Origin of the sequence: Intrasporangium sp. DVR (assembly GCF_040365325.1) — a bacterium.
In the GTDB taxonomy this organism is placed as follows: domain Bacteria; phylum Actinomycetota; class Actinomycetes; order Actinomycetales; family Dermatophilaceae; genus Intrasporangium.
In genome coordinates this window covers 339,206-362,612 of sequence record NZ_BAABZW010000005.1, presented here as the reverse complement: position 1 = coordinate 362,612, position 23,407 = coordinate 339,206, and the positions used below count along the sequence as shown (strand labels likewise).

Here is a 23,407-nt window from a genome sequence, read left to right as displayed (position 1 = left end):
CGAGTGGATGTGGACCGCCGGGCAGGTCCGGTTTCCGCCGAGTCGGCTGGGCCGATCTAGGCTGATCCGATGGACCTCCACGTCAGCCTCGACGCGCCGGGGGACCGGACGGCGCGGATCTACGTGGCGCTGCGCGAAGCGATCCTCGACGGCCGCCTCGCCAGGGGCGACCGCGTGCCGGCGACGCGCGACCTCGCCGCGCAGCTCGGGGTCGCCCGGGGCACGGTGACCTCCGCCTACGACCGTCTCGTGGCGGAGGGGTTCCTCGAGAGCCGCACCGGATCGGGGACCTACGTCACCGAGGTGGCGCTCGCGTCGGGGGCTGAGGAGCGCGCGCGGCGGGCCCGGGCCGGGGCCGTCCAACCGGTCGACCTCTGGCTCGAGCCGGCCCCGGAGCCCGCGCCGACCCCCGAGGGGCGCGCCCACGACCTCTATCCCGGCCTCCCCGACCACCGGCTGTTCCCGCTGGAGGTGTGGCGGCGCCTCGTCTCCACGCAGCTGCGGCGCTCGCGGCTCGAGGACCTCACCTACGTCGGCCGCGGGCACCGCCGGCTCCGCGAGGAGATCGCCCGACACCTCGGCCTGGCCAGGTCGGTGGTCGCCTCGGGGGACGACGTCGTCGTCACCCTCGGCGCACAGCAGGCGCTCGACCTCATCGCCCGGGTGCTCGTCGAGCCGGGCACCGTCGTCGCGGTGGAGGACCCCGGTTACACAGCCGCGCAACGGCTGCTCCAGACGCACCGGGCCGTGGTCCGCGGGGTGCCGGTCGACCGTGACGGCCTCGTGGTCGAGGCCCTCCCCGACGACGCGCGCCTCGTCTATGTGACCCCGTCGCACCAGTTCCCCACCGGGGTCGCCATGTCCCTCGCCCGGCGGGCTGCGCTGCTCCGCTGGGCCGTCGAGCACCGGGCCGTGATCGTCGAGGACGACTACGACAGCGAGTACCGCTTCTCCGACCGCCCACTCGAGCCGCTGCAGAGCCTCGACCGCGACGGCCGGGTCGTCTACGTCGGCACCTTCTCGAAGTCCCTCCTGCCTGCGCTGCGCGTCGGCTACCTCGTCGCCCCGCTGTCCCTCCAGCCCTCGTTGCGCGAGGCGAAGCGGGTCAGCATCTGGGAGGGCGACGTCGTCACCCACGGGGCCCTCGCCGACTTCATCGCCGAGGGGCACCACGCCGCGCACGTCCGCAGGGCCAGCCGCGTCTACCGCGAGCGCCGACTGCGGCTCCTCGAGCATCTCGCGGCCCTCGACGACGTCCTCGAGGTCGTGCCGTCGGTCGCGGGACTGCACGTCTGCGCCCACTTCGTCGACCAGGGCGTCGACGACCGCGAGGTCGCCGCCACGGCCGCCCGGTTCGGGGTGCGGCTCGAGGCGCTCTCACCGCGCTACCTCGAGCAGCCACCCCGAGCCGGACTCGTCATGGGCATCGGCACCATCGAGGCCGCCGCCATCCCCGATGCCGTTCGCCGGCTCGCCCGAGCGCTCCCGCGCCCGTGAGCGGGGGCCGGCCCAGCGGCATACGGCCTGGTCGTTCGGTCGATGTGATCGATCGGGATCTGCCCCGATCGATCACATCGACCGCGGGTCAGCCGAGCTGGCCCCGAATCGCTCCGGCGGGGTAGACCGTCGTGTGGACGTTGACGTAGAAGACCTGCGGCGCCTTGAGGATCGCCTTCGCGAGGTCCCGGTCGACGTCGACGCAGCCCTCGGACGACCCGGAGACCGGGGCTGCGAGCGGCACGACGATCGGGCCGCTGACACCAGCAGGGGCGCTGTGGATGTGGGCGCCGATGACCGGGTCGAGGTCGGCGACGACGAGGTGGTAGCAGACCTGGCTCTGGCCGATGTTGACCCAGACGTGGGCGGTTCCCGATCCGTCCGGGTCACCACCGCCGGGCTCGGCGGCACCGGTCAGCGCGGTCGAGAAGGGTCGGCCCTCGGCGAGGGCGGGAGCCGGCGCCAGGAGCGTGGCGGTTGCGGCCATCGCTGCGGCCGCGGCCAGGTAACGGGTTCGATGCATGGTCAGTCCCCTCCAGGTGAACGGGTGGTGGGACTGAAGACGACAGGCAGGCACGCGCGGTTCACTCCGGGGGCGCCGGCCGGTCAGGACGCCGGCGTCGGGGGAGACGGCGGCGGCAGCGCGAGGTTGGTCCGCAGCGCGCCGTTGACCATGGCGAGGAGGACACCGACCTCCGAGCGGATCACGGCGAAGCGGGCAGGGGCCTGCGGTGATCCGGCGAGCGCCTCGGCGGAGGCAGCGTCGGCGAAGAGGCGCAGCGAGATGACGCGGCCGAACCAGCTCGGCGGGTCCAGCCCCGGCGGAGCCCCCGTCGTCTCGATCGTCGTCAGGTGCCGGGCCAGCGACTCGAACTGCAGCGCGGCGCCCGTGCCGGTGCCGCCCGTCCGGTCCAGCGCGGTGATGTCGCGGATCAGGGCGGCATAGCTCGTCAGTGCGGCCGCCTCGCTGAACGGCGTGGTCGAGGTGGCCACCGGGCGCGGCGGAAGGGTCAGCGTCACCGTGGGCGTCACCGGCACCGTGGTCGCGGTCACCATGGTCGTCGTCGCCGTGAGGGTCTGCGTGACGGTCCGCCACGCCGGGACCGTCACGGTCACCGTGGGTGTCGCCCGCGAGCCGGGTGCCGCCTGGCTCAGCTCCACCTGCGGGTTCTCCCCGGAGCAGGACGCCACACCCGCCACAGCGGTGGCCACGAGGAGCACGGCGGCGATCCGTGTCCCGCGCAGTCGGACGACTCGCATGGACCCTCCGGTGGCGCCGCTCGGGGACGGATGTGACAGCACGGGCGCCGACCTGATTGTCGAACGTCGGCGCCCGCTGTGGGAAGAATTGGTCAGATTGCTCTCAAACCGTGCCGGTCAGAGCAACGAGCTCGGGTCGTCGGGGACGTCAGCGGCATACGCCTGGAGCAGCTGGAGCGGGACGACGTCGAGGGCGCGCTCGTGGGTGGCGGCGAGGACGACCGGTGCGGCGCAGCCCGCTTGGTGCGACTCGAGCCAGCGGGTCGCGACCACGCACCAGCGGTCGCCGGGACTCAGGCCCGGGAACCGCCAGTCGGGCCGCGGCGTGCCGAGGTCGTTGCCGATGCTGCGCTGGTGCTCGAGGAACTCGGCCGTGACGACGGCGCAGATGGTGTGGCTGCCCCGATCCTCCGGCCCGGCCGTGCAGAATCCGTCCCGGTAGAAGCCCGTGACGGGATCAGTGCTGCACTCCGCCAGGTCACCGCCCAGGACGTTGCGTTCTCCGCGGACCATGACCCAAACCTAGTGCCCGGATTCCCGTGGACGCCGACGGCCGATGCCCGTGATGCTGTGCCGCATGACTGGTCACGTCGTCCGCGACTCCCACGGCATCCCCCATCTCCGGGCCCGTTCCGTCCTCGAGCTCGCGCGTCTCCAGGGGCAGGTCACCGCAGAGGACCGCGGCTGGCAGCTCGAGTGGTTCCGGTGGCGCATGGAGGGACGCACCGCGGAGCACGTGGGCGAGGACGGCCTGCCCTGGGACCGCTTCGCCCGCCAGGTCCGGATCGAGGCGACGGTGCGGGCCTGCTACGAGGCGCTCGACGAGGAGACGCGCAGCTGGGTGTCGGCCTACGTGGACGGCGTCAACGACGGCCTGCCCCTCGGCCTGGCGCGGGCTCCCGAGATGCGACTGCTCGGCCTGGCGGACCGTGCCGAGCAGCCCCGCCCGTGGGCGCCGTGGACACCGCTCGGGATCTTCTGGGCGGTCCACCTGCTCTTCGGGACGTTCCCGGCGAAGCTGTTCAACGACCACGTGGCGCGGCAGCTGGGACGGGACTGGCTGCCGCTCTTCCACGCCGAGGGAGTGACGCAGTCGGGTAGCAACGCGTGGGTCGTCACGGGGGATCGCACGGTGAGCGGACTCCCGCTCCTCGCCGGCGACCCGCACCGGATCCTCGAGGTGCCCGGCTGCTACCAGCAGGTGGGACTCGCCTGCGATGAGTTCGACGTCGTCGGCTTCGCCTTCCCGGGGGTGCCCGGCGTCCAGCACTTCGCGCACACCGGGGACGTGGCCTGGGGCATCACCAACGCGATGGCCGACTACCAGGACCTGACCCGCGAGCAGCTGAGGCGTGGCGAGGGCGGCGCGCTCGAGGCCCGGGGCGTCGACGGGTGGACGGCCGCGACGGCGCAGGTCGAGACCGTCACCGTGCGCGGCGCAGGCTCGGTCGAGGTGCCCGTCGTGGTCACCGACCGAGGTCCCGTCGTGACCGGCCTCGAGGACGGGCTCGACGACGGGCTCGAGGACGGGCTCGAGGTGGCGCTGACGCGTGCGGCGGAGGGCAACGCCCGTGGAAGGCAGGGCCCGGACTGTTTCAGCCTGCGCACCCCGTCGCAGGTGTCGCTGGACCTCGGCTTCGGCGCCTTCCTCCCGCTCCTGCGGTCCCGGACGGTGGACGACGTCACCGCGGCACTCGAGCACTGGGTAGAGCCGGTCAACAGCGCCCTCGTCGCGGACCGCAGCGGCCTGGTTCGTCACCTCGTCGTCGGCCGCGTCGCCGACCGCGCCGCGGCGAACCTCGAGGCGCCCGTGGACGCCTGGGACCCCCGCCACGAGTGGGTGGGCTGGCGGCGTGCCCCCGCGACTGAGGTCGACGACGTCATGGTCAGCGCCAACGACCGCCGCAGCGGCGGCGGTCTCGGGGTCGAGTACGCGTCCCCGTTCCGCGCCGACCGGATCCGTGACCTCGTCGGCGACCGGCTCGGGCTCACCGCGGACGACTTCCTGGCCATCCACATGGACACCCTCAACGGACAGGTCCCGCTCATGCGGCGCCTCGTGTCCGACCTGTCCGCCTCCCCGGTCTCCGGTGCCGCCTCGGACGTGCGCGCCGAGCTCCTCGCGTGGGACGGGCGCAGCGAGCCGGGCAGCCGGGGCGCCCTGGTCTTCGCCGAGTGGCGGCACGCCTTCGTCCAGTGGCTTTCCGAGCACCCGGCGCTCGCCGCGCTGCACGAGCCGACCGGCCACTCCACGCTGTTCACGCCGTGGCTGACCGTGCCGCTCCAGATCGGCATCGGGTGGCACTCGATGGCGCGAGGGGCCGCCGCCCACGGGATCGACGTCGCGTCCGGAGCCGCGGAGGCCCTGGAGCGTGTGGCGCGGCAAGCGGACTCGGCCACGCTCTGGGGCGACCGGCACTGGTTCGACCCGGTCCATGCCCTGGACGGCGTCGGCGGGGCCCCGACGGCACCCGACGACCCCGTGCCGGGCGACAAGGGCTGCGTCCTCGCCGCGGGCAGCGCCCCCGGCGTCACCGACCGCTGCTACGTCGGTCCGGCCGCCCGGTACGTCTGGGACCTGGCCGACCGCGACGCGAGTCGGTGGGTCGTTCCCCTGGGGGCATCCGGCGTCGAGGGTGACGAGCACTTCGCCGACCAGCTCCCGCTGTGGTTGGCCGGACGCGCCCTGTCGACCCAGTCTCCGCCTGTGCGAGAGTGACGCCGTGCATTCCAGCGTGACGAGGACGACGATCGTGTGGTTCGTCGTCGCCGCGGTCGCCGGCGCGGCGGCCGTCTTCCTGCATCTGTTCCGGTCAGCCTTCGGCGGCGGCAGCAGCGCAGTGCCCCTGGCCATCGCCGCCTACGCCGTGACCGCGCTGGCGGTCGTCTCGGTCTACCGCGGTGTCATGACCGCTGCCGCCGAGCAGGACCGCGCGCGCCGCCACGCCGAGCAGGAGCGCGAGGTCGCCGAGCGGCTCTCCCGCTGGGAGGGCCTGCGCCCCCGCGACCACTGACCCGCCGGAGGAGCACGCCTCAATCGAGAGAGCACTTCGCGACGCCGACTCTGTCGCGAAGTGCCTTCTCGATCGTGGGGGTGTGTCGCGAACTGCTCTCTCGATTCAGAGGCGGCCGCGGATCGGGGTCCGCTCGACGGGGTCGCCCTCGTCCGGCATGACCATCTCGGCTCGCACCCCGAGCAGCCGCACCTCGCGGCCGGCCTCGAGCTTGTCCGCCAGCGCCACCGCGGCCGCGACCACCTCGTCCCTGTCGTGGGTCGGCGCCTTGAGCTTGCTCGCCTTCGTCTGCGTGAAGAACGGCGCGTAGCGCACCTTCAACGTCACTCGGAAGACCGGCCGACCCTCCTTCGCGGTGTCCGCCTGCGCCTGCTCGGCCAGCACCCGGATCGCCTCCCGGATCTCCTCCGGTGTCGTGAGGTTCTGCTGGTAGGTCGTCTCGCGACTGTGCCCGCGGGCGATCCATGGCGTGTCATCCACCACGGCTGACCCCAGGCCGCGGCCGAGCTCGCGATACCAGGTCCCCATTCGTGGCCCGAACTCAGCGACGAGGACCGACTCGTCCGCAACGGCGAGCTGCCGCACGGTCTCGATGCCCAACGCGGCCAGGCGCTTGGAGATCTTCGACCCGACGCCCCAGAGGTCGATGGTCGGCCGGTCGCCCATCACCTCGATCCAGTTGTCCTTCGTCAGCCGGAAGACGCCTCGGGGCTTGCCGAAGCCGGTGGCGATCTTGGCCCGGATCTTGGTGTCGCCGATGCCGACGGACGAGTGCAGTTCGGTGGCCGCCAGCACGGCCGCCATCGCCTGCCGGGCGAAGGCCTCCGGGTCGGCGGTGGTCACCCCGAGGAACGCCTCGTCCCACCCGAGCACCTCGAGCACGACGGGACCATGCTCGCTCCGGAGGCCGCGCAGGGTGGCCATGACCTGCTCGGAGGCGGCGTTGTAGGCGTCGGCGTCGACGGGCAGGATGATCGCGTCAGGTGCCTTCCGGGCCGCGAGCCGCAACGGCATCCCTGAGCCGACGCCGAACTCCCGGGCCTCGTAGGACGCCGTCGACACGACCGCTCGCTCCGTGGGGTCACCCCGGCCGCCGACGATGACCGGCTTGCCGGCGAGCTCGGGCCGCCGCAGCACCTCGACCGCAGCGATGAACTGGTCGAGGTCGACGTGCAGCACCCACGGGCGCGGACCCTCCGTCACGCTCACCATGGTGCCGTATGCCGCTGACCTCGCCGGGTGCCCAACCGACCTCCGGCGCGGCACCGGGTGCACACTCGAGGAGTGGTCGGCTGCTGGTCAGACGGCAGTGGCGTCGATGAGCAGGTAGCCGTCCGGTTGCAGGACGGGCAGCTCGAGGCCGACCTCGCGCAGCACCCGTCCCGACAGGGCAACGGACTGGTCCATCCATGCGGGCCGTCGTCCGACCGGAGCCCGGTCGCCTGGTGGGAGGAGGCTGACGCGGTAGGTCACGTCGTCGCGGAGCCCGCCCAGCGGCATACGGCCGTAGGAGGACGTGAGGGGACGGTCGTAGCCGGCCAGTCCGTAGACGCCGCGTGACCCGTCCTGGGCGACGACACCCTCGAGCCGGAAGGCGTCTCCGGAGAGGTCGGCGTGGACGACCCGACCGTTGTGCAGCAGCGGACGGAGTGACGTGTGCAGGGCCACCCACTCGGCCACCTCGGCGCGCTCCTCCGCGGTGGCGCGGGTGAGGTCCCACTCGATCCCGAGGTGGCCCCACAGGGCGACGCCGCCACGGAGCGACAAGGGCTGCACCCGCCCCGTCGTGTGTGCTCGCGGGGACCCGATGTGCGTGCCGACGAGCTCCGGCGGAAGCAGCAGACCGGTGCCGCGCTGGATGTCGAGCCGGTCGTGGGCGTCGACGCAGTCCGACGCCCAGACCCGGTCGGCGAACTCGATGATGCCGAGGTCGATGCGCCCGCCTCCGCCGCAGCAGGACTCGATCTCGAGCCCCGGGTGGCGGTGCTTCAGCTCGGCCATGATGCGCTGCACGGCGAGCGCGTTGGCGTGGCCGGCCGGGCTGCCCAGGGGCTGGCCGCCGGCGTCGACGACGGCCCGGTTGTGGTCCCACTTGAGGTAGGCGATGTCCAGCTCGGCGATCAGTGCTGACATCCGCTCGGTGACGTAGGTGACGACCTCCTCCTTGGACAGGTCGAGGACGTGCTGGTGGCGCGACTCGGGCCCCGGTCCGCGCCCGACGCCGAGCAGCCAGTCGGGGTGCGCGCGGGCGAGGTCGGAGTCGAGGTTGACCATCTCTGGCTCGAACCACAGCCCGAACTCCATGCCGAGTGCGTGCACCCGGTCGACGAGCGGCCGCAGGCCGTCCGGCCAGACGGCCTCGTCGACGAACCAGTCCCCGAGGCCGGCCCGGTCGTTGCGCCGACCGCGGAACCACCCGTCGTCGAGGACGAACCTCTCGACACCGACCTCTGCCCCCGCCTCCGCGAGCGCGGTCAGCCGGTCGAGGTCGTGGTCGAAGTAGACGGCCTCCCACGTGTTGAGCAGGACGGGTCGCGGTCGGCTCGGGTGCTGCGGTCGAGCGCGCAGGTAGTCGTGGTGCCGGCCGGCGAGCTCGTCGAGGCCGTCGCCCCACGAGGCGACGAGCCACGGCGCGGTGTAGGTCTCGCCCGGCTCGAGGACGACCTCGCCGGGAAGGAGCAGCTCGCCCCCGCGCAGCAGCCGCCAGCCGCCGTCGGTGCGCTCGGCGACACTGACCTGGTTGCCGTTCCAGGCGATGTGCACGGACCAGACCCGGCCTGTCTGCCAGCCGAAGCCGGGCACGCCGGCGGCGATGATCGTGGTGGCGTCGTGCCCCGGGCGGCCGCCGCGTGCCTCCCGCACGAGCTGGCCGACCGTGAAGGGCTGCCGCTGGGGAAGCCGCTCGCGGGTGTGGTGTCCGGTGAGGTGCATCAGCTCGTCAGCGGCTGCCGGGACGGGCAGGGCGCACTCCAGGGCGGCGAGGGCGTAGGGCGTTTCACCGTCGTTGCGGACGGAGGCACGGGCCCGGACGAGGCCGCTGGGGTGGACCTCGAGCTCCGTCGTGAGGGTGAGCGCAGCACCGGGGTCGGTGCCCTCGCTGACCAGTCGGCAGACGCCGTCGGAGTCCGCCCGGGCATGCTGGGCCGAGGTGAAGAGCGGCGACCAGCCGGGCCCCGGCAGGCCGTCGACGATGCGGTTGCCGGTGATGCCCGGTCGGCCGAGCCAGCCGGTCCCGTGCTGCGGCACGAGCGGCACCGAGGTCTGGTGGGTGACCACCGAGTCGCCTGTCGTCGGCCGCACCGCGTCGGCCAGCGCGGCCAGCGCCAGGTCGTCGAGGTCGCCGAGGTCGCACCCCCAGCGGAGCACGCGGGGGATCGTGTCGTCCCCGACCTCGACGACGACGCTCGTGTCGCCGGCGCGCAGGTGCTCGTGTCGACGGGGCGGGCGCGGATCGTCCATACGCAGACCGTATGCCGCTGGGCCGGCTCGCGGGGGTCAGCTCGCCAGCAGCTGGGCGAGGTGGGCCTCGAGGCGGCTGTCCGACGGCCCGGAGGCCGCGCCGGGGAGCACGGGTGGGGCGGTCGTCGTGTGGCGGTGACCGGTCGGCGTGACCAGGGTGACGGTGTGGGGTCTCGGGCTGCCTGCCGCGTGGCCCGGATCGGCCACGCGGGCATGCCAGCCGGCCCGCTCCTTGACGAGGTTGCACCGGACGCACAGGCCTTGGCCGTTGGCCTCGCTCGTCGGTCCGCCTCGGTGGTGCGGCTCGACATGGTCGACGTGACGGATCGGCGCATCGCACCACGGGGTGCGGCAGGTGCCGTCGCGAGCGATGACGAAGCGGCGCAGCCCCCGCGGGAAGAGGCGGCGGGTGGAGTCCATGGCCACCAGGGTGCCGGTGTCGGGATGGGTGTAGAGCCTGCGCAACCACACCTTGGCCCGGTCGTCGGTGCGTCGGGGAGGCGGGTCGCCGGGTCGAGGAGGACTGCCGGTGGCGATGACCTCGTCGACGACGGTGCGCGTCAGCAGCTCGCGGGCCCAGCCGGCGGGCACGGGGCCGTAGCTGGGGATGTGGGCGGGAGTGTCGGCACCGTCGATGAGGGCGCGGTCGGTGATGACGATCTGCACCTCGACGGGCACGTCCGCGGGCCCGTCCGCCGGAGGGTCGGCTGGTGAGTCGCCCGAGGCCGTGGTCGCAGCGGTGGGGCTGACGACGCGGTGGACCAGTGTGTCGGCCATGACCTGGCCACGGCTGCGGTCATCGCCCTCGCCCATGGCCCGGTCGGCCGCACGAGTCAGCGCGGCATGGACCGCCACGGCCTCCCGGACCGGGAGGACCGCCGAGACGATGGCCATCGTGTCCGGGATGGGTCGCAGGGTCACCCGCCGCTCCGACTCCGCGGTGCGTGCCCGGGCGACGGCGGCGGCCGCGTCGATCCGGTCGGAGCAGGCGCGGACACGCTGCTCCAGCTCCCGGTCGCCCCACGTCCGGACCGCTGCGCCGGCCGCGCCGATGACCTCGGCGTCGACCCTGACTCGCTGGTCCGGGTCGAGATGGCTGGTGAGCCGCGCGACGAGCTCAGCGCGGCGCTCGACGAGAAGTCCCTCACCGAGGGCGGCAAGGGTGTGGGGCAGGTCCTGTGAGAGCGACAAGGCGATGGTGGCCAGTCGTGCCCCACGGGCGGGGGACTCGTGACGCGCCAGGCCGACCTGCGCAGCGATGCCGGCTCGGTCGAAGCCCCCTCGCCGACGCGCCCCGGCTGCTCGGGCTCCTCGCGGGCCGAGGCTGACCGGCTCGAGCTCGGACCGACGCGCCAGCTCCCGCGCCGCTCGCCAGCCCTCGAAGTCGTTGGCGGCGGAGCGCTCCGCCGCCCGCGCCCGGTGCTCCTCGGCGACCGCCCTCTGGGAGTCCACGAACCGGGCCGTGATCCGCACCTGCGCCGCGGCGCAGGCCGCCTTGACCCGCTCGAGCGCGTCGAGCTGGTCGACGCGATCCACATCATCGGCGGCGCCGGCGTCCCCGTCGAGCAGGCCCAGCGCAGCGACCAGCCCGAGCAGGTCAGAGGCACCCGGTGGGGCGTCCCCGGACCGCTCCATCGCGTGGTCGGGACGCCCCTGGATGTCGATCACGTGTTCGATCCTACGCCGTGGGTGCAGCCCGCGACAAGCGCAGATCAGGTTGAATCGCGTTTTACCTCAAACGAATTCGCCATTACAGCGCCCGGGCGGCGGCCCGCCCCGCCGTCCTCCCGCTGAAGAGGCAGCCGCCCAGGAAGGTCCCCTCGAGCGAGTTGTAGCCGTGCATCCCTCCGCCGCCGAACCCGGCCACCTCACCAGCGGCGAAGACCCCCGGCAGCGGCGCCCCTTCCGCCGTCAGCACCCGGGACGACAGGTCCGTCTCGAGTCCGCCCAGCGTCTTGCGCGTGAGGATGTTGAGCCGCACCGCGATGAGCGGGCCGGCCTGGGGATCAAGCAGCTTGTGGGGTGTCGCGACGCGGATCAGCTTGTCCCCCCGGTAGTTACGCGCGCCGCGGATGGCCGTGACCTGGGCGTCCTTCGAGAAAGCGTTGTCCATCTGGTTGTCCCGGGCGACGATGGTGCGCCTCAGGTCGTCCACGTCGATGAGGTCGTCGTCGACCAGCTGGTTCATCCTGGGGACGAGCTCCTCGAGTGTCCCTGCGACGACGAAGTCCTCGCCGTGCTGCTTGAACGCCTCGACCGGCCCCGGCGCGCCCTTCTTCGCACGACCGAGCACCTGGCGCACGTCCTTGCCGGTGAGGTCGGGGTTCTGCTCGGAGCCCGACAGTGCGAACTCCTTCTCGATGATCTTCTGCGTCAGCACGAACCACGAGTAGTCGTAGCCCGTCGACATGAGGTGCCGCAGCGTCCCGAGCGTGTCGAAGCCGGGGAAGAACGGCGCGGGAAGCCGCCGGCCGCGCGCGTCGATCCTCAGGGACGAGGGGCCGGGGAGGACCCGGATGCCGTGGTTCGGCCAGATGGGGTCCCAGTTGCGCAGGCCCTCGGTGTAGTGCCACATCCGGTCCGGGTTGATGACGCGACCGCCGGCCTGCTGCGTGATCCCGAGCATCCGGCCGTCGACGTGCGCGGGGACCCCGGCCACCATCCGCGCCGGGGGCTTGCCGAGCCGCTCGGGCCAGGCCCGCCGGACGAGGTCGTGGTTGCCACCGATCCCACCGCTCGTCACGATGACGGCCTGGGCGGTGATCTCGAAGTCGCCGGTCTCGTCGCGGCTGGTCACCCTGCCCCTCGGGGCGTCGTCGGACGCAAGGAGGCGACCGCGCACTCCGGTGACGGCTCCTGCCGTGACGACGAGCTCGTCGACCCGGTGCCGGAAGGCGAACGTGACCAGTCCCTTCGCGACGCCGTCGCGCACGCGCCGCTCGAAGGGCTCGACGAGACCCGGGCCGGTGCCCCACGTGACGTGGAAGCGGGGGACCGAGTTGCCGTGGCCGTCGGCGCGCCCGTCGCCGCGCTCCGCCCAGCCGACGACGGGGAAGAAGCGGTGCCCCAACTGGCGCAGCCAGGCCCGCTTCTCCCCGGCAGCGAAGTCGAGGTAGGCCTCCGCCCACCTCCGGGGCCACAGGTCCTCCTCCCGGTCGAAGGCCGCGCTGCCCATCCAGTCCTGGGTCGCGAGCTCGAGACTGTCGCGGATGCCCATCCGTCGCTGCTCGGGGCTGTCGACGAGAAAGAGGCCGCCGAAGCTCCAGAAGGCCTGACCCCCGATCGACTGCTCCCCCTCCTGGTCCACCAGGACGACTCGCCTCCCGGCGTCCGCAAGCTCCGCGGCGGCGGCCAGGCCTGCGAGCCCGGCCCCCACGACGACGACGTCGGTCTCCATCACATCAGCTCCTCATGCTGTTCGATCCATGCCGTATGCCGCTGGGCTCGGTCCCGCGTGGGGGTCAGGTTACCGACGGGTTGCGTTGGGCGGGAGGGGGCAGCGCGGGCCCCGCCACGGGAGCGAGCTCAGCGGCATCCGGCACGGGTCTTCGCCAGCGGCGAATCCGCCTGCAGCGGAAGGATGCTGCCAGAGCCACCAACGTCAGGGAGGCTGTTTCCATGACGACCGAGACCAGAGCACCCGCCCTGCTCGACGACCAGCTCGCGCTGCAGCTGCTCGCGGAGCGCATCATCGTCCTCGGAGCGGAGGTCGACGACCCGATCGCCAACCGGATCACCGCCCAGCTGCTCCTGCTGTCCGCGCGCGACCCGAGGGCCGACATCAGCCTCTACGTCAACAGCCCGGGAGGGTCGGTCACTGCCGGACTCGCCATCCACGACGCCATGCGCGTCATCCCCAACGACGTGTCCACCCTCGCGGTCGGGTTCGCGGCGTCCATGGGCCAGTTCCTCCTCAGCTCCGGGACGCCCGGGAAACGGTTCGCCCTGCCCAACGCGCGGATCATGATGCACCAGCCATCGGCCGGCATCCAGGGGACGGCGGCCGACGTCGAGGTCCAGGCGAAGAGCCTCAAGGACATGAAGCAGCGCGTGAACGAGCTGCAGGCCGAGCACACCGGGCAGCCCGTGGAGCGGATCACCGCCGACAGCGAACGCGACCGGTGGTTCAGCGCCGACGAGGCGATGGCCTACGGCATCGTCGACCACGTCGTCGCCTCTCTCGCCGACGTCAGGCCGGCTCCGGCAGCGCGAAGGGTGGGGCTGGCATGAGCAGCTACACCATTCCCTACGTGATCGAGCGGACCCCGGCAGGGGAGCGGAGCCACGACATCTACAGCCGCCTGCTGCAGGAGCGGATCATCTTCGTCGGCACGGAGATCGACGACGGCGTCGCCAACGTCGTCATGGCGCAGCTGCTCCACCTCGCGGACGTCGCCCCCGATCGCGAGGTGTCCCTCTACATCAACAGCCCCGGCGGCTCCTTCACCGCGCTCATGGCGATCTACGACACGATGCAGTTCGTGCCGACCCCGGTCGCGACGTACTGCCTCGGGCAGGCGGCCTCGGCCGCGGCCGTCCTGCTGGCAGCGGGGGAGCAGGGGCGGCGGTTCGCCCTCCGGCACTCGCGGGTGCTGCTCCACCAACCCTCGTCCGGCGGCCAGGGGACGGTGTCCGACCTGGCCCTGCAGGCCGACGAGCTGCTCCGCGTGCGCTCGCAGGTCGAGGAGGTGCTGAGTCGCCACACCGGCCGCACCCTCGCGCAGCTGCGCAGCGACACCGACCGCGACAAGGTCCTCACCGCCGTGCAGGCCGTCGCCTTCGGGATCGTCGACGTCGTCATCGACCGTGCCGCCGAGGCCGCGCCACGGACGTCGTCCTCGACTTCGCCGTAGGCGAAACTTCGGCGCCGGTAGCAGCCCGGCGTGCGACGCTGGACCGGACGACGAAAGGGACACCGCCATGAGCCGCCCGTTGACCTCCATGACCTCCACCCGCGTCCCCGCCCGGCCGAGGACCCCGATCATCCAGCCCCTGCTGCGCGAGGTCTACGGACGGCAGCTGCGCCGTCTCCGACGGGCGCAGGGCCGCACGCTGGCAGAGGTTGCGGGCCTGGCGGGGATCTCCATGGCCTACCTGTCCGAGGTCGAACGCGGCCTCAAGGAGCCCTCGTCCGAGATCATCGCCGCGGTCTGCGGCGCGCTCGACGCCACGGTCGTCGACCTGGTGGGGGCCGCGCACGAGGAGCTGCGCGCCCTCGCGGAGGCGGTGGCCCGCGAGGCGCTGGTCCTCGACCTGACATCGGGGCGTGCCGCACCCGTCCGACGGCCGGAGCCGGCGACGCCCGGCGAGTCGCTGGACCGGTCCCCGGGGGCTGGATGTCCGGCGGTCCTCGCTGCGTGAGGCTCGCTCCTCCAAAAGATGTTGACGCCGTGCACACGCTGCTTAGGCTGTCGGTGGGTGGGCGTAGCGTCGGCCGCCCGACCTCCACTGACAGGGACCCCTCATGACCATCACCATGCGTGCCCGACCAGCCCGCGAGCGGTTCAGCGGACCGGCGATCGAGGCCGAGCACCTCGTCAAGCGGTTCGGTGACGTCCTCGCCGTCGACGACGTCTCCTTCTCCGTCCCCCAGGGCTCCGTGCTCGGGCTGCTCGGGCCCAACGGCGCCGGCAAGACGACGACGGTGCGGATGATGACGACCCTCAGCCGTCCCACGAGCGGCACCGCCCGGGTCGCCGGGCACGACGTCATCGCCAACCCGGACGCGGTGCGGCACTCGATGGGTCTGACCGGACAGGCCGCGACCGTCGACGAGTTCCTCACCGGCACGGAGAACATCCACCTGATGGGCTCCCTCTACGGCCTCTCGAGCCGCGACATCAAGGCGATGTCGGCCGAGCTGCTCGAGAGGTTCTCGCTCGCCGATGCCGGTGACAAGGTCGTCAAGGAGTACTCCGGCGGCATGCGCCGCCGCCTCGACCTCGCGGTCTCCCTCATCGCCGCCCCGCACGTCCTCTTCCTCGACGAGCCGACGACGGGTCTCGACCCCCGCAGCAGGGTCGAGCTCTGGGAGGTGCTGCGCGAGCTCGTCGCCGACGGCACGACACTCCTCCTGACGACGCAGTACCTCGAGGAGGCCGACCAGCTCGCCGACCGCATCGTCGTCGTCGACCGCGGGCGGATCATCGCCGAGGGCACCCCGCTCGAGCTCAAGGACCAGTCGGGCAAGGCGGCGCTCGTCGTGACCGTGTCGCACGCCGAGCAGCTCGAGGCGGCCCGCGCCCTGCTGGCCGCCCATGTCCGCGAGGTCCACGTCGACGAGGGGGCCCGCCAGCTGACCGCCCCGGCCGAGGGCCTGGCCGACGTCACGCGGATCGCGAGCCTCTTCGACGGTTCCGAGATCGTCCTCGACGACCTCGGCCTCAAGCGCCCCAGCCTCGACGACGTCTTCCTCCACCTCACCGGCCACCGCGCGGAGGACGACCGGTCCGACGACCCGATGGCGACGACGAAGGAGGAGTCCCGATGACCGGCACAACGGTGCACAGCGGGACGGAGACGCTGGTCGCCGCCCGTCCCACCATCGAGCCGCCCGGCCTGTGGAAGCAGGTTCGCGTCCACGTCTGGCGCAACCTCAAGCACATGCGGCGGATGCCCGAGATGCTCGCCGACGTCACCTTCCAGCCCATCATGTTCGTCGTGCTCTTCGCCTACGTCTTCGGTGGGTCGATCAACGCCGGGGTCAACTACCGCGAGTGGCTGCTGCCGGGGATCATGACGCAGACGATGGCGTTCTCCTGCTTCATCGTCGCCATCGGGCTGACGAACGACCTCAACAAGGGGATCGTCGACCGGTTCCGCTCGTTGCCGATCTCGCGTGCCTCGGTCCTCATCGGCCGCAGCATCTACAGCCTGATCCACTCCAGCATCGGGGTGCTCGTCATGTCGGTGACCGGCCTGCTCATCGGCTGGCGGGTTCGCAACGGCTGGTGGGACGCCGCCCTCGGCTTCGCCCTGCTCCTCCTCTTCGGCTTCGCCATGATGTGGATCGGCATCGTGGCCGGCTCCGCGCTGAAGTCCGTGGAGGCCGTGCAGGGCGTCATGTTCACGGCGATCTTCCCGCTGACCTTCCTCGCCGACACGTTCGCACCGGCCGCCAACATGAGCCCGACGTGGCTGCGCACCATCGCGGAGTGGAACCCGATCAGCTCGGTGGTCCGGGCGATGCGCGAGCTGTGGGGCAACGCCCAGCCGCTGGCGCCCGACTCGGCACTGCCGCTGCATCACCCGATCCTCGCCACGGTGATCTGGTCGATCCTGCTCACCGCCGTCCTCGCGCCGCTGTCGATCCGGGCCTTCAACAAGCGGACGACCGACTGACGCTCGTCAGGAGACCCGCGCCCGGAGCCACTCGATGTCGGACGACTGGCCGGCCCGGCCCCCCGGGGTCTCACAGACGACCGGGGCTGCCGCCGCCCGGACGACGTCCGCGAGGGCGTCCCCGTCGATGTGGCCGGCCCCGAAGTTCGTGTGCCGGTCGGCGCCGGAGTCGAAGGCATCGCGGGAGTCGTTGGCGTGCACGAGGTCGATCCGCCCCGTGATCGCCCGGACCCGGTCCACCACGCTGCCCAGGTCGTTGCCTCCGGCGTGGGCGTGGCAGGTGTCCAGGCAGAACCCGACGGTGTCACCACCACTCGCGGCCCCGATCGCGTCCCAGAGCCGGGCGATCGCCTCGAGCCGGCGCGCCATCGCGTTGTCGCCTCCCGCGGTGTTCTCGATCAGGAGGGGCACCGGCATCTCGAGCCCGTCGATGCACTTTCGCCAGTTGTCGAACCCCCGCGCGGCGTCCTCGTCCGCCCCGAGGTGGCCCCCGTGGACGATCACGGCCTTGGCGCCGATCTCCGCGGCGGCGAGGAGATGCTGCTGGAGCAGCTTGCGGCCCGGGATGCGAATCCGGTTGTTGAGGCTGGCGACGTTGATCGGGTAGGGAGCATGGACGTAGAGGTCGACGCCCGCGGCCTCGGCGTCGGCCTTGAGCGCTGCGGCGCCGCCCGCGTAGCGCACGACCGGGCCCTTGTAGCTCTGCGGGTCGCCGAGGAAGAACTGCGAGAGTGTGGCGCCGCGCACACCGGCCTCGGCAACGGGGTCTTCCTGGTCGACATGGGCACCGATGTGAAGGGGCATGCGCCCAGCGTAAATGGGCCGTTCCGGGGCTCCGGCCGGTGCCGGGCCGGACGCCGGTGCGCCGGCTGATGGCCGCGTCGAGGAGGTCACGTTATGGACACCCCGTTGACAACGCTTCCATAACAGGACGTCCCTGAGGCGCCTCTCCCGTCCCATCGGGTGCAAGTGTGTCCCCAACCCCCAGATATCCCCGGGGTTTCACAAGGAGGAGCCGATGAAGGTTCGCAGGTCCGCGACTATCGCGGTCGCAACCGCAATGACGATGATGGCGGTGGCAGCGTGCAGCAGCAGCAGCGACACGCCCAGCCCGGGTACGACGAACGGTGGCACGGGAGCGGCGGCCGGCCAGCAGGGTGGGGATCTTCGGATCTACGCCTCGGAGCCGGCGTTCCTGCTTCCCACTGCAGGTGACGACGAGCCGTCGATTCTCGTCATCCGCCAGCTCTACCGTGGTCTCGTCAAGTACAACGCCGAGAGCGGTGAGGCCGAGATGGACCTCGCTGACTCGATCGAGTCCAGCGACCAGAAGAACTGGACGGTCAAGCTCAAGGACGGTTACACGTTCGAGAACGGTGAGCCGGTCAATGCCGACGCGTTCATCCGTGCGTGGAACTACGCCGCGTACTCGCCCAACGCCCAGAACAACGCCTACTTCATGTCCCGCATCGCGGGCATCGACGAGATGACCTCCACCGACCCTGACGGCGACGGCCCCAAGAAGGCCCCGGAGCCCAAGGTGAAGGAGCTCACCGGTCTCAAGAAGGTCAGCGACACCGAGTTCACGGTCGAGCTCAAGGAGCCGTTCGCCGCCTTCCCGGTGACGATGGGCTACTCGGGCTTCTTCCCGATGGCTGATGCCTGCATCAAGGACACGAAGACCTGCAACGAGACGCCGATCGGCAACGGCCCCTACAAGATCGACGGCAAGTGGGAGCACAACGTCGGCATCAAGCTCGTCCGCAGCGACACGTGGAAGGGCGAGGACAAGGGCATGGCCGACAGCCTGTCCTACAAGATCTACGCCGACGTGGACGCCGGCTACGCCGCCTACCAGGCTGGTGAGATCGACGTGATGTACACGATCCCGCCGGCTCGCTACAAGGAGGCCAAGGCTCAGTACGGCGACCTGATGTACGAGGCGCCCGGCGACTCGTTCACCTACGTCGGTCTGCCGCTCTACCGCGACGAGTTCAAGGACAAGCGCGTCCGTCAGGCCCTGTCCCTGTCCATCGACCGGCAGCCGATCATCGACGCGGTCTTCGACGGTCGCTTCACGGCCGCCACGGGCTTCGTCGCACCGACCTTCGAGGGCTTCCGCCCCGACGTCTGCAAGTACTGCAAGCAGGACGTCGCGAAGGCCAAGCAGCTCCTGCAGGAGGCTGGCGGCTGGAAGGGCGGCAAGCTCACCCTCTGGGCCAACGCGGGTGCGGGTCACGAGCAGTGGCTCCAGGCCGTCGGCGACCAGATCAAGGCTGCCCTTGGCATCGACTACGAGATCAAGGTGAACCTCCAGTTCCCCGAGTACCTCGCCACGGCTGACGCCAAGAAGTTCACCGGCCCGTTCCGTCTCGGCTGGGGCCCGGACTACCCGGTCATCGAGACCTACCTCAAGCCGCTCTACGGCACCGGTGGCTCGAGCAACAACTCCACGTACGCCAACCCGGAGTTCGACAAGCTGATCACCGAGGGCGACTCGGCCGCGACGGTCGAAGAGGCCATCTCGAAGTACCAGGCTGCTGAGGACCTCCTCGGCGAGGACATCCCGGTCATCCCGATGTGGTTCAGCAAGGTGGCGGCGCTGTACAGCAACAACGTCGACCAGTTCGTCTGGAACAAGATCTCCGATGCTGAGTACGGCAAGATCACGCTGAAGAAGCAGTGATCCCCGTCCCACCCAGCTGATCAATCCAGACTTGGTGGCGGCGGCGACCCGGAGTAGGGTCGTCGCCGCCACCGCACGTCGATAGGAGGCTTCCCACCGTGGGGAGATACGTCATACGGCGGGTGCTTCAGTTCATCCCGACCGTGCTCGGCACGATGTTTCTGCTGCACTACATCACGTCGCTTGGTATTCAGCTGACCGGAAACCCGGTCCGCGCCCTGTTCGGCGATCGCACGCCGACACCCGCAATGATGGAGGCGCTCTCCGAGCGCCTCAACATGAACGACCCCTGCTTGACCCAGACGGGCAACCCCTGCTTCACCCTCTTCGGTGAGCGCATGGTCAACATCGCCCAGTGGGACTTCGGCATCAGCCTGGTGGGGCAGCGCGAGGTCATCGACATCATCGGTGCCGCCCTGCCCTACACCGCGAAGCTCGCGCTCATCGCCTTCCTCTTCGAGGGCATCGTCGGCGTCCTCGCCGGCGTCCTCGCGGGCCTGCGCAGCGGCGGCTTCGTCGACTACTTCGTCAAGATCTCGACCACGCTCATCATCGCCGTCCCGATCTTCGTGCTCGGCATCGTCATCCGTGAGTTCGTCGGGGTGAAGTTCGGCAACACGCTGCGCACCGACCCGAGCTTCCCGGACATCATCTCGAGGGGACTGTTCGCGGCCGGCTACAAGCCGGACTACCCGTGGGCGAGTCTCGTCATCCCCGGTCTCGTGCTCGGGGCGACCAGCCTTGCCGTCACGGCCCGTCTGACGCGGACGAGCATGGTGGAGAACGTCCGGGCCGACTACGTCCGGACGGCCAGGGCCAAGGGCCTGCTGCCGCGGCGCATCACCGGCGTCCACACCCTGCGCAACTCGCTCATCCCGGTGGTCACCTCGCTCGGTGTCGACCTCGGCGTCCTCATGGGCGGCGCTGTCGTCACGGAGACGATCTTCAACGTGCCGGGCATCGGCCGGGTGGCCGCACAGAGCGCCCGCACCGGCGACGCCAGCGTGGTCATCGGCATCGTCACCCTGGCGGCGCTGATCTTCCTCGTGGCCAACCTTCTGGTCGACATCTTGTATGCCGTCCTCGACCCACGTATCCGATACGAGTGAGCGGGAGCAGACAGTGAGTGACTTCGTACCCGCCGTCTCCGACGAGCCGACGACCGCGCCTCCCACGTCAGCGGGGGCCGGCCCGTCGTCCGAGGCATCCGCCAGCCTGTGGAGCGATGCCCGGAAGCAGCTGATCCGCAACCCGATCTTCGTGCTCTCGGCGCTCTACATCCTCGTCGTGGGCTCGATGGCGATCTTCCCGACCCTGTGGACCGACCAGGACCCTCGTGAGTGCCTCATCGGCCGCAGCCGACAGCCCCCTCAGGACGGGCACCCGTTCGGCTTCAACATCCTCGGATGTGACTACTACTCGCACGCCATCTACGGCGCGCAGCCATCGCTGTCCATCGCGATCGGCGCCACCCTGGGCATCGTCCTCATCGGCGGCACCCTCGGGCTCCTCGCCGGGTTCTACGGCGGCTGGGTCGACACGATCATCTCCAGGATCGTCGACATCTTCCTGTCGCTGCCGTTCCTGCTCGGAGCGCTCGTCTTCCTGACCGTGGTGAAGGTGCAGAACATCCTCACGATCACGATGGTGCTCGTCATCCTCGGCTGGACGACGATCGCCCGCGTCATGCGTGGGGCCGTGCTGTCGGCGAAGAACCTCGACTACGTCCTCGCGGCGCGGTCGCTGGGCGCCGGCAACGGGCGGATCATGCTTCGGCACATCCTGCCCAACGCGGTGGCTCCGGTCACGGTGCTGGCCACCATCGCCCTGGGAAGCTTCGTCGCGGCCGAGGCCACGCTGACCTTCCTCGGCGTCGGCCTCCAGCCGCCCGAGGAGTCCTGGGGAATCATGATCACGGCACACCAGGTGTACTTCCTGGAGGCCCCATGGCTGCTGCTCTTCCCGACCGTTCTGCTCATCGGCACCGTGCTCAGCTTCATCCTCATGGGTGACGCCCTGCGTGATGCCCTCGACCCGAAGATGCGGTGACCGGATGACCACCGAAGTCCCCACCAAGGAGCCCTCGACCGCGCGGTTCCTCAGCCAGCTCGACCCGGCGGCTCCACCGCTCGAGGTGCGTGACCTCCACGTGGAGTTCCGCACCACGAGCGGCCGGGCCCACGCGGTCAACGGCATGAACTTCGTGCTCAACCAGGGTGAGACCCGGGCGATCCTCGGCGAGTCCGGCTCGGGCAAGAGCGTGACGGCTCAGGCGATCATGGGCATTCTCGACAGCCCGCCGGCGGAGATCACCAAGGGCGAGATCCTCTATCGAGGGGTCGACCTGCTCAAGCTGTCCGACGAGGACCGTCGGCGGGTGCGCGCGAACCACATCGCGATGATCTTCCAGGACGCGCTCTCGGCGCTGAACCCCGTCTTCACGGTCGGGTTCCAGCTCGGCGAGCTGTTCCGCAAGCACCGCGGCATGTCGCGTCAGGCGGCGAAGGCCAGGTCCATCGAGCTGCTCGACATGGTCCGGATCCCCGCGGCCAAGGACCGGGTCAACGACTTCCCGCACCAGTTCTCGGGAGGTATGCGCCAGCGGGTCATGATCGCGATGGCGCTCGCCCTCGAGCCGGAGATCCTCATCGCGGACGAGCCGACCACGGCACTCGACGTGACGGTGCAGGCCCAGGTGATGGGTCTGCTCTCCGAGCTCCAGAGCGAGCACAACATGAGCCTCATCCTCATCACCCACGACATGGGCGTCGTCGCCGATGTCGCGGACACGATCTCGGTCATGTATGCCGGCCGGGTCGTCGAGGACGCTCCGGTCCGCGACATCTACGCGCGCCCGGCTCACCCCTACACGAAGGCGCTGCTGGAGTCGATCCCGCGCGTCGACATGAAGGGCCAGGAGCTCGCCGTCATCAAGGGCCTGCCACCGGTGCTGACCAACATCCCGCCGGGTTGCGCCTTCCACCCGCGGTGCAAGTTCGCGCAGGACAACTGCAAGGTGCCGCCGGAGCCGCCGCACTACGACGTCGACGTCAACCGGATCGCGGCGTGTCACTACTGGAGGGAGGTCATCGAGTCATGACGGAGACCCCGAGCAAGTTCGGCGAGGTCGTCCTCGAGACCGTGGACCTGCGCAAGCACTACCCGCTGACGCAGGGCATCGTCTTCAAGAAGCAGATCGGCGCCGTGCGGGCGGTCGATGGCGTCAACGTGCAGCTGCGCCGCGGTGAGACCCTCGGCGTGGTCGGTGAGTCCGGCTGTGGCAAGTCCACGCTCGCCCGTCTCCTCGTCGGCCTGGAGAAGCCGACGGAGGGCAGGATCATGCTCCACGGGCGTGACCTGTCGACGGTGTCCCCTCGGGACATGCGCAAGGTGCGTCGCAACATCCAGATGGTGATGCAGGACCCCTACACGTCGCTCAACCCCCGCATGACGGTGGGCGACATCATCGGGGAGCCCTTCGACATCCATCCGGACGTCGAGCCGAAGAAGGGCCGACGGGCGCGGGTGCGCGAGCTGATCGATCTGGTGGGCCTCAACGCCGACCACATCAACCGCTACCCGCACCAGTTCTCGGGTGGGCAGCGCCAGCGGATCGGTATCGCTCGCTCGCTGGCCCTCAACCCCGAGATCATCGTCTGCGACGAGCCGGTCAGTGCCCTCGACGTGTCGATCCAGGCCCAGGTGGTCAACCTCCTCGAGCGTCTTCAGAACGAGCTGGGGCTGGCCTACATCTTCATCGCCCACGACCTGTCGGTGGTGCGCCACATCGCCGACCGGGTGGCCGTGATGTACCTCGGCAAGATCGTCGAGACGGGCAACGAGGACGCGATCTACGAGCACACGACCCACCCCTACAGCCAGGCGCTGCTCTCCGCTGTCCCGGTGCCCGACCCGACGCTGCGGGACCGCCGCGACCACATCATCCTCGAGGGTGACGTGCCGTCGCCGGCCAACCCACCGTCGGGCTGCCGGTTCCGGACGCGCTGCTGGAAGGCGCAGGAGATCTGCGCCCAGGAGGAACCGCCCCTCATCGAGCGGCCCGGCTCGGATCACCCGAGCGCGTGCCACTTCGCCGAGGAGCGGCAGGTCGTGGGCGCGGTGACCTGAGCCGCCCGGCTCAACCGGACAA

General features: G+C 70.9%; 21 protein-coding genes. 13 read left to right on the top strand and 8 right to left on the bottom strand.

The window, feature by feature from the left end; genetic code table 11:
* Positions 1–69: 69 nt before the first annotated feature.
* Positions 70–1,497: a MocR-like pyridoxine biosynthesis transcription factor PdxR gene (pdxR, locus tag ABWV20_RS06230; protein ID WP_353353962.1), complete on the top strand. Its 1,428-nt coding sequence runs from the start codon at positions 70–72 to the stop codon at positions 1,495–1,497.
* Positions 1,498–1,585: 88 nt separating this feature from the next.
* Here pdxR and ABWV20_RS06225 read toward each other — a convergent pair whose 3' ends face one another.
* The 3 genes from ABWV20_RS06225 to ABWV20_RS06215 all read right to left on the bottom strand — a co-directional run bounded on the left by ABWV20_RS06225 (position 1,586) and on the right by ABWV20_RS06215 (position 3,270).
* Positions 1,586–2,020, bottom strand: coding sequence for a CHRD domain-containing protein (locus ABWV20_RS06225; RefSeq protein WP_353353961.1), 435 nt, complete (start codon positions 2,018–2,020; stop codon positions 1,586–1,588).
* 83 nt (positions 2,021–2,103) lie between these two features.
* Entirely contained in the window at positions 2,104–2,757 is a 654-nt protein-coding gene (locus ABWV20_RS06220) for a hypothetical protein (RefSeq protein ID WP_353353960.1), read from the bottom strand.
* Positions 2,758–2,874: 117 nt separating this feature from the next.
* Positions 2,875–3,270: a DUF2237 family protein gene (locus tag ABWV20_RS06215; RefSeq protein WP_353353959.1), complete on the bottom strand. Its 396-nt coding sequence runs from the start codon at positions 3,268–3,270 to the stop codon at positions 2,875–2,877.
* 64 nt (positions 3,271–3,334) lie between these two features.
* On the opposite strand from ABWV20_RS06215, the gene ABWV20_RS06210 reads away from it, so the two are divergent.
* Together ABWV20_RS06210 and ABWV20_RS06205 are read left to right on the top strand one after the other, a co-directional pair.
* Complete coding sequence (locus ABWV20_RS06210; RefSeq protein ID WP_353353958.1) at positions 3,335–5,476, top strand: penicillin acylase family protein; 2,142 nt, start codon at positions 3,335–3,337, stop codon at positions 5,474–5,476.
* 4 nt (positions 5,477–5,480) lie between these two features.
* Complete coding sequence (locus ABWV20_RS06205; RefSeq protein ID WP_353353957.1) at positions 5,481–5,771, top strand: hypothetical protein; 291 nt, start codon at positions 5,481–5,483, stop codon at positions 5,769–5,771.
* A 105-nt stretch (positions 5,772–5,876) separates the two neighbouring features.
* Here ABWV20_RS06205 and ABWV20_RS06200 read toward each other — a convergent pair whose 3' ends face one another.
* The 4 genes from ABWV20_RS06200 to ABWV20_RS06185 all read right to left on the bottom strand — a co-directional run bounded on the left by ABWV20_RS06200 (position 5,877) and on the right by ABWV20_RS06185 (position 12,627).
* Complete coding sequence (locus ABWV20_RS06200; RefSeq protein ID WP_353353956.1) at positions 5,877–6,983, bottom strand: DNA polymerase IV; 1,107 nt, start codon at positions 6,981–6,983, stop codon at positions 5,877–5,879.
* Positions 6,984–7,070: 87 nt separating this feature from the next.
* A complete protein-coding gene (locus ABWV20_RS06195) occupies positions 7,071–9,230 on the bottom strand; it encodes an alpha-galactosidase (RefSeq protein WP_353353955.1) in 2,160 nt (719 codons plus the stop codon).
* Between the two features lie 36 nt (positions 9,231–9,266).
* Positions 9,267–10,898 (bottom strand): HNH endonuclease, encoded by a 1,632-nt coding sequence (locus ABWV20_RS06190; protein WP_353353954.1) that lies wholly within the window; start codon positions 10,896–10,898, stop codon positions 9,267–9,269.
* An 82-nt stretch (positions 10,899–10,980) separates the two neighbouring features.
* Positions 10,981–12,627, bottom strand: coding sequence for an FAD-binding dehydrogenase (locus ABWV20_RS06185; protein WP_353353953.1), 1,647 nt, complete (start codon positions 12,625–12,627; stop codon positions 10,981–10,983).
* Positions 12,628–12,848: 221 nt separating this feature from the next.
* Here ABWV20_RS06185 and ABWV20_RS06180 point away from each other — a divergent pair, with 221 nt between their 5' ends.
* The 5 genes from ABWV20_RS06180 to ABWV20_RS06160 all read left to right on the top strand — a co-directional run bounded on the left by ABWV20_RS06180 (position 12,849) and on the right by ABWV20_RS06160 (position 16,571).
* Positions 12,849–13,460: an ATP-dependent Clp protease proteolytic subunit gene (locus ABWV20_RS06180; RefSeq protein WP_353353952.1), complete on the top strand. Its 612-nt coding sequence runs from the start codon at positions 12,849–12,851 to the stop codon at positions 13,458–13,460.
* On the top strand, positions 13,457–14,083 hold the full coding sequence (locus ABWV20_RS06175; RefSeq protein ID WP_353353951.1) for a ClpP family protease: 627 nt from the start codon (positions 13,457–13,459) through the stop codon (positions 14,081–14,083). The genes ABWV20_RS06180 and ABWV20_RS06175 overlap by 4 nt, the downstream gene beginning before the upstream one ends.
* Positions 14,084–14,150: 67 nt before the next feature.
* Positions 14,151–14,591 (top strand): helix-turn-helix domain-containing protein, encoded by a 441-nt coding sequence (locus tag ABWV20_RS06170; protein WP_353353950.1) that lies wholly within the window; start codon positions 14,151–14,153, stop codon positions 14,589–14,591.
* A 103-nt stretch (positions 14,592–14,694) separates the two neighbouring features.
* On the top strand, positions 14,695–15,720 hold the full coding sequence (locus ABWV20_RS06165; protein ID WP_353353949.1) for an ATP-binding cassette domain-containing protein: 1,026 nt from the start codon (positions 14,695–14,697) through the stop codon (positions 15,718–15,720).
* Positions 15,717–16,571, top strand: coding sequence for an ABC transporter permease (locus ABWV20_RS06160; RefSeq protein ID WP_353353948.1), 855 nt, complete (start codon positions 15,717–15,719; stop codon positions 16,569–16,571). Before ABWV20_RS06165 ends, ABWV20_RS06160 begins: the two co-directional genes overlap by 4 nt.
* A gap of 6 nt (positions 16,572–16,577) precedes the next feature.
* On the opposite strand, the gene ABWV20_RS06155 is transcribed toward ABWV20_RS06160, so the two are convergent.
* Positions 16,578–17,375, bottom strand: a complete 798-nt coding sequence (locus ABWV20_RS06155) for a deoxyribonuclease IV (protein WP_353353947.1) — start codon at positions 17,373–17,375, stop codon at positions 16,578–16,580.
* Between the two features lie 214 nt (positions 17,376–17,589).
* Between ABWV20_RS06155 and ABWV20_RS06150 the strand changes: the two genes are divergently transcribed.
* The 5 genes from ABWV20_RS06150 to ABWV20_RS06130 all read left to right on the top strand — a co-directional run bounded on the left by ABWV20_RS06150 (position 17,590) and on the right by ABWV20_RS06130 (position 23,385).
* Positions 17,590–19,257 carry a peptide ABC transporter substrate-binding protein gene (locus tag ABWV20_RS06150; protein WP_353353946.1) on the top strand — a complete coding sequence of 556 codons (1,668 nt, stop codon included), beginning with the start codon at positions 17,590–17,592 and terminating at the stop codon, positions 19,255–19,257.
* Positions 19,258–19,355: 98 nt separating this feature from the next.
* Positions 19,356–20,366 (top strand): ABC transporter permease, encoded by a 1,011-nt coding sequence (locus ABWV20_RS06145; protein WP_353353945.1) that lies wholly within the window; start codon positions 19,356–19,358, stop codon positions 20,364–20,366.
* 13 nt (positions 20,367–20,379) lie between these two features.
* Positions 20,380–21,306: an ABC transporter permease gene (locus ABWV20_RS06140; RefSeq protein ID WP_353353944.1), complete on the top strand. Its 927-nt coding sequence runs from the start codon at positions 20,380–20,382 to the stop codon at positions 21,304–21,306.
* Between the two features lie 4 nt (positions 21,307–21,310).
* Positions 21,311–22,357, top strand: coding sequence for an ABC transporter ATP-binding protein (locus ABWV20_RS06135; RefSeq protein WP_353353943.1), 1,047 nt, complete (start codon positions 21,311–21,313; stop codon positions 22,355–22,357).
* Entirely contained in the window at positions 22,354–23,385 is a 1,032-nt protein-coding gene (locus ABWV20_RS06130; RefSeq protein WP_353353942.1) for an ABC transporter ATP-binding protein, read from the top strand. The genes ABWV20_RS06135 and ABWV20_RS06130 overlap by 4 nt, the downstream gene beginning before the upstream one ends.
* Positions 23,386–23,407 lie beyond the last annotated feature (22 nt).

Excerpts from the sequence above, each read along its gene's own strand:
- ABWV20_RS06195 (WP_353353955.1), bottom strand. The coding sequence starts at position 9,230 with ATGGACGATCCGCGCCCGCCCCGTCGACACGAGCACCTGCGCGCCGGC.
- ABWV20_RS06160 (WP_353353948.1), top strand. The coding sequence starts at position 15,717 with ATGACCGGCACAACGGTGCACAGCGGGACGGAGACGCTGGTCGCCGCC.
- ABWV20_RS06220 (WP_353353960.1), bottom strand. The coding sequence starts at position 2,757 with ATGCGAGTCGTCCGACTGCGCGGGACACGGATCGCCGCCGTGCTCCTC.
- pdxR (WP_353353962.1), top strand. The coding sequence starts at position 70 with ATGGACCTCCACGTCAGCCTCGACGCGCCGGGGGACCGGACGGCGCGG.
- ABWV20_RS06130 (WP_353353942.1), top strand. The coding sequence starts at position 22,354 with ATGACGGAGACCCCGAGCAAGTTCGGCGAGGTCGTCCTCGAGACCGTG.
- ABWV20_RS06165 (WP_353353949.1), top strand. The coding sequence starts at position 14,695 with ATGACCATCACCATGCGTGCCCGACCAGCCCGCGAGCGGTTCAGCGGA.
- ABWV20_RS06170 (WP_353353950.1), top strand. The coding sequence starts at position 14,151 with ATGAGCCGCCCGTTGACCTCCATGACCTCCACCCGCGTCCCCGCCCGG.
- ABWV20_RS06135 (WP_353353943.1), top strand. The coding sequence starts at position 21,311 with ATGACCACCGAAGTCCCCACCAAGGAGCCCTCGACCGCGCGGTTCCTC.
- ABWV20_RS06155 (WP_353353947.1), bottom strand. The coding sequence starts at position 17,375 with ATGCCCCTTCACATCGGTGCCCATGTCGACCAGGAAGACCCCGTTGCC.
- ABWV20_RS06150 (WP_353353946.1), top strand. The coding sequence starts at position 17,590 with ATGAAGGTTCGCAGGTCCGCGACTATCGCGGTCGCAACCGCAATGACG.
- ABWV20_RS06215 (WP_353353959.1), bottom strand. The coding sequence starts at position 3,270 with ATGGTCCGCGGAGAACGCAACGTCCTGGGCGGTGACCTGGCGGAGTGC.
- ABWV20_RS06175 (WP_353353951.1), top strand. The coding sequence starts at position 13,457 with ATGAGCAGCTACACCATTCCCTACGTGATCGAGCGGACCCCGGCAGGG.
- ABWV20_RS06180 (WP_353353952.1), top strand. The coding sequence starts at position 12,849 with ATGACGACCGAGACCAGAGCACCCGCCCTGCTCGACGACCAGCTCGCG.
- ABWV20_RS06200 (WP_353353956.1), bottom strand. The coding sequence starts at position 6,983 with ATGGTGAGCGTGACGGAGGGTCCGCGCCCGTGGGTGCTGCACGTCGAC.
- ABWV20_RS06210 (WP_353353958.1), top strand. The coding sequence starts at position 3,335 with ATGACTGGTCACGTCGTCCGCGACTCCCACGGCATCCCCCATCTCCGG.
- ABWV20_RS06185 (WP_353353953.1), bottom strand. The coding sequence starts at position 12,627 with ATGGAGACCGACGTCGTCGTCGTGGGGGCCGGGCTCGCAGGCCTGGCC.
- ABWV20_RS06225 (WP_353353961.1), bottom strand. The coding sequence starts at position 2,020 with ATGCATCGAACCCGTTACCTGGCCGCGGCCGCAGCGATGGCCGCAACC.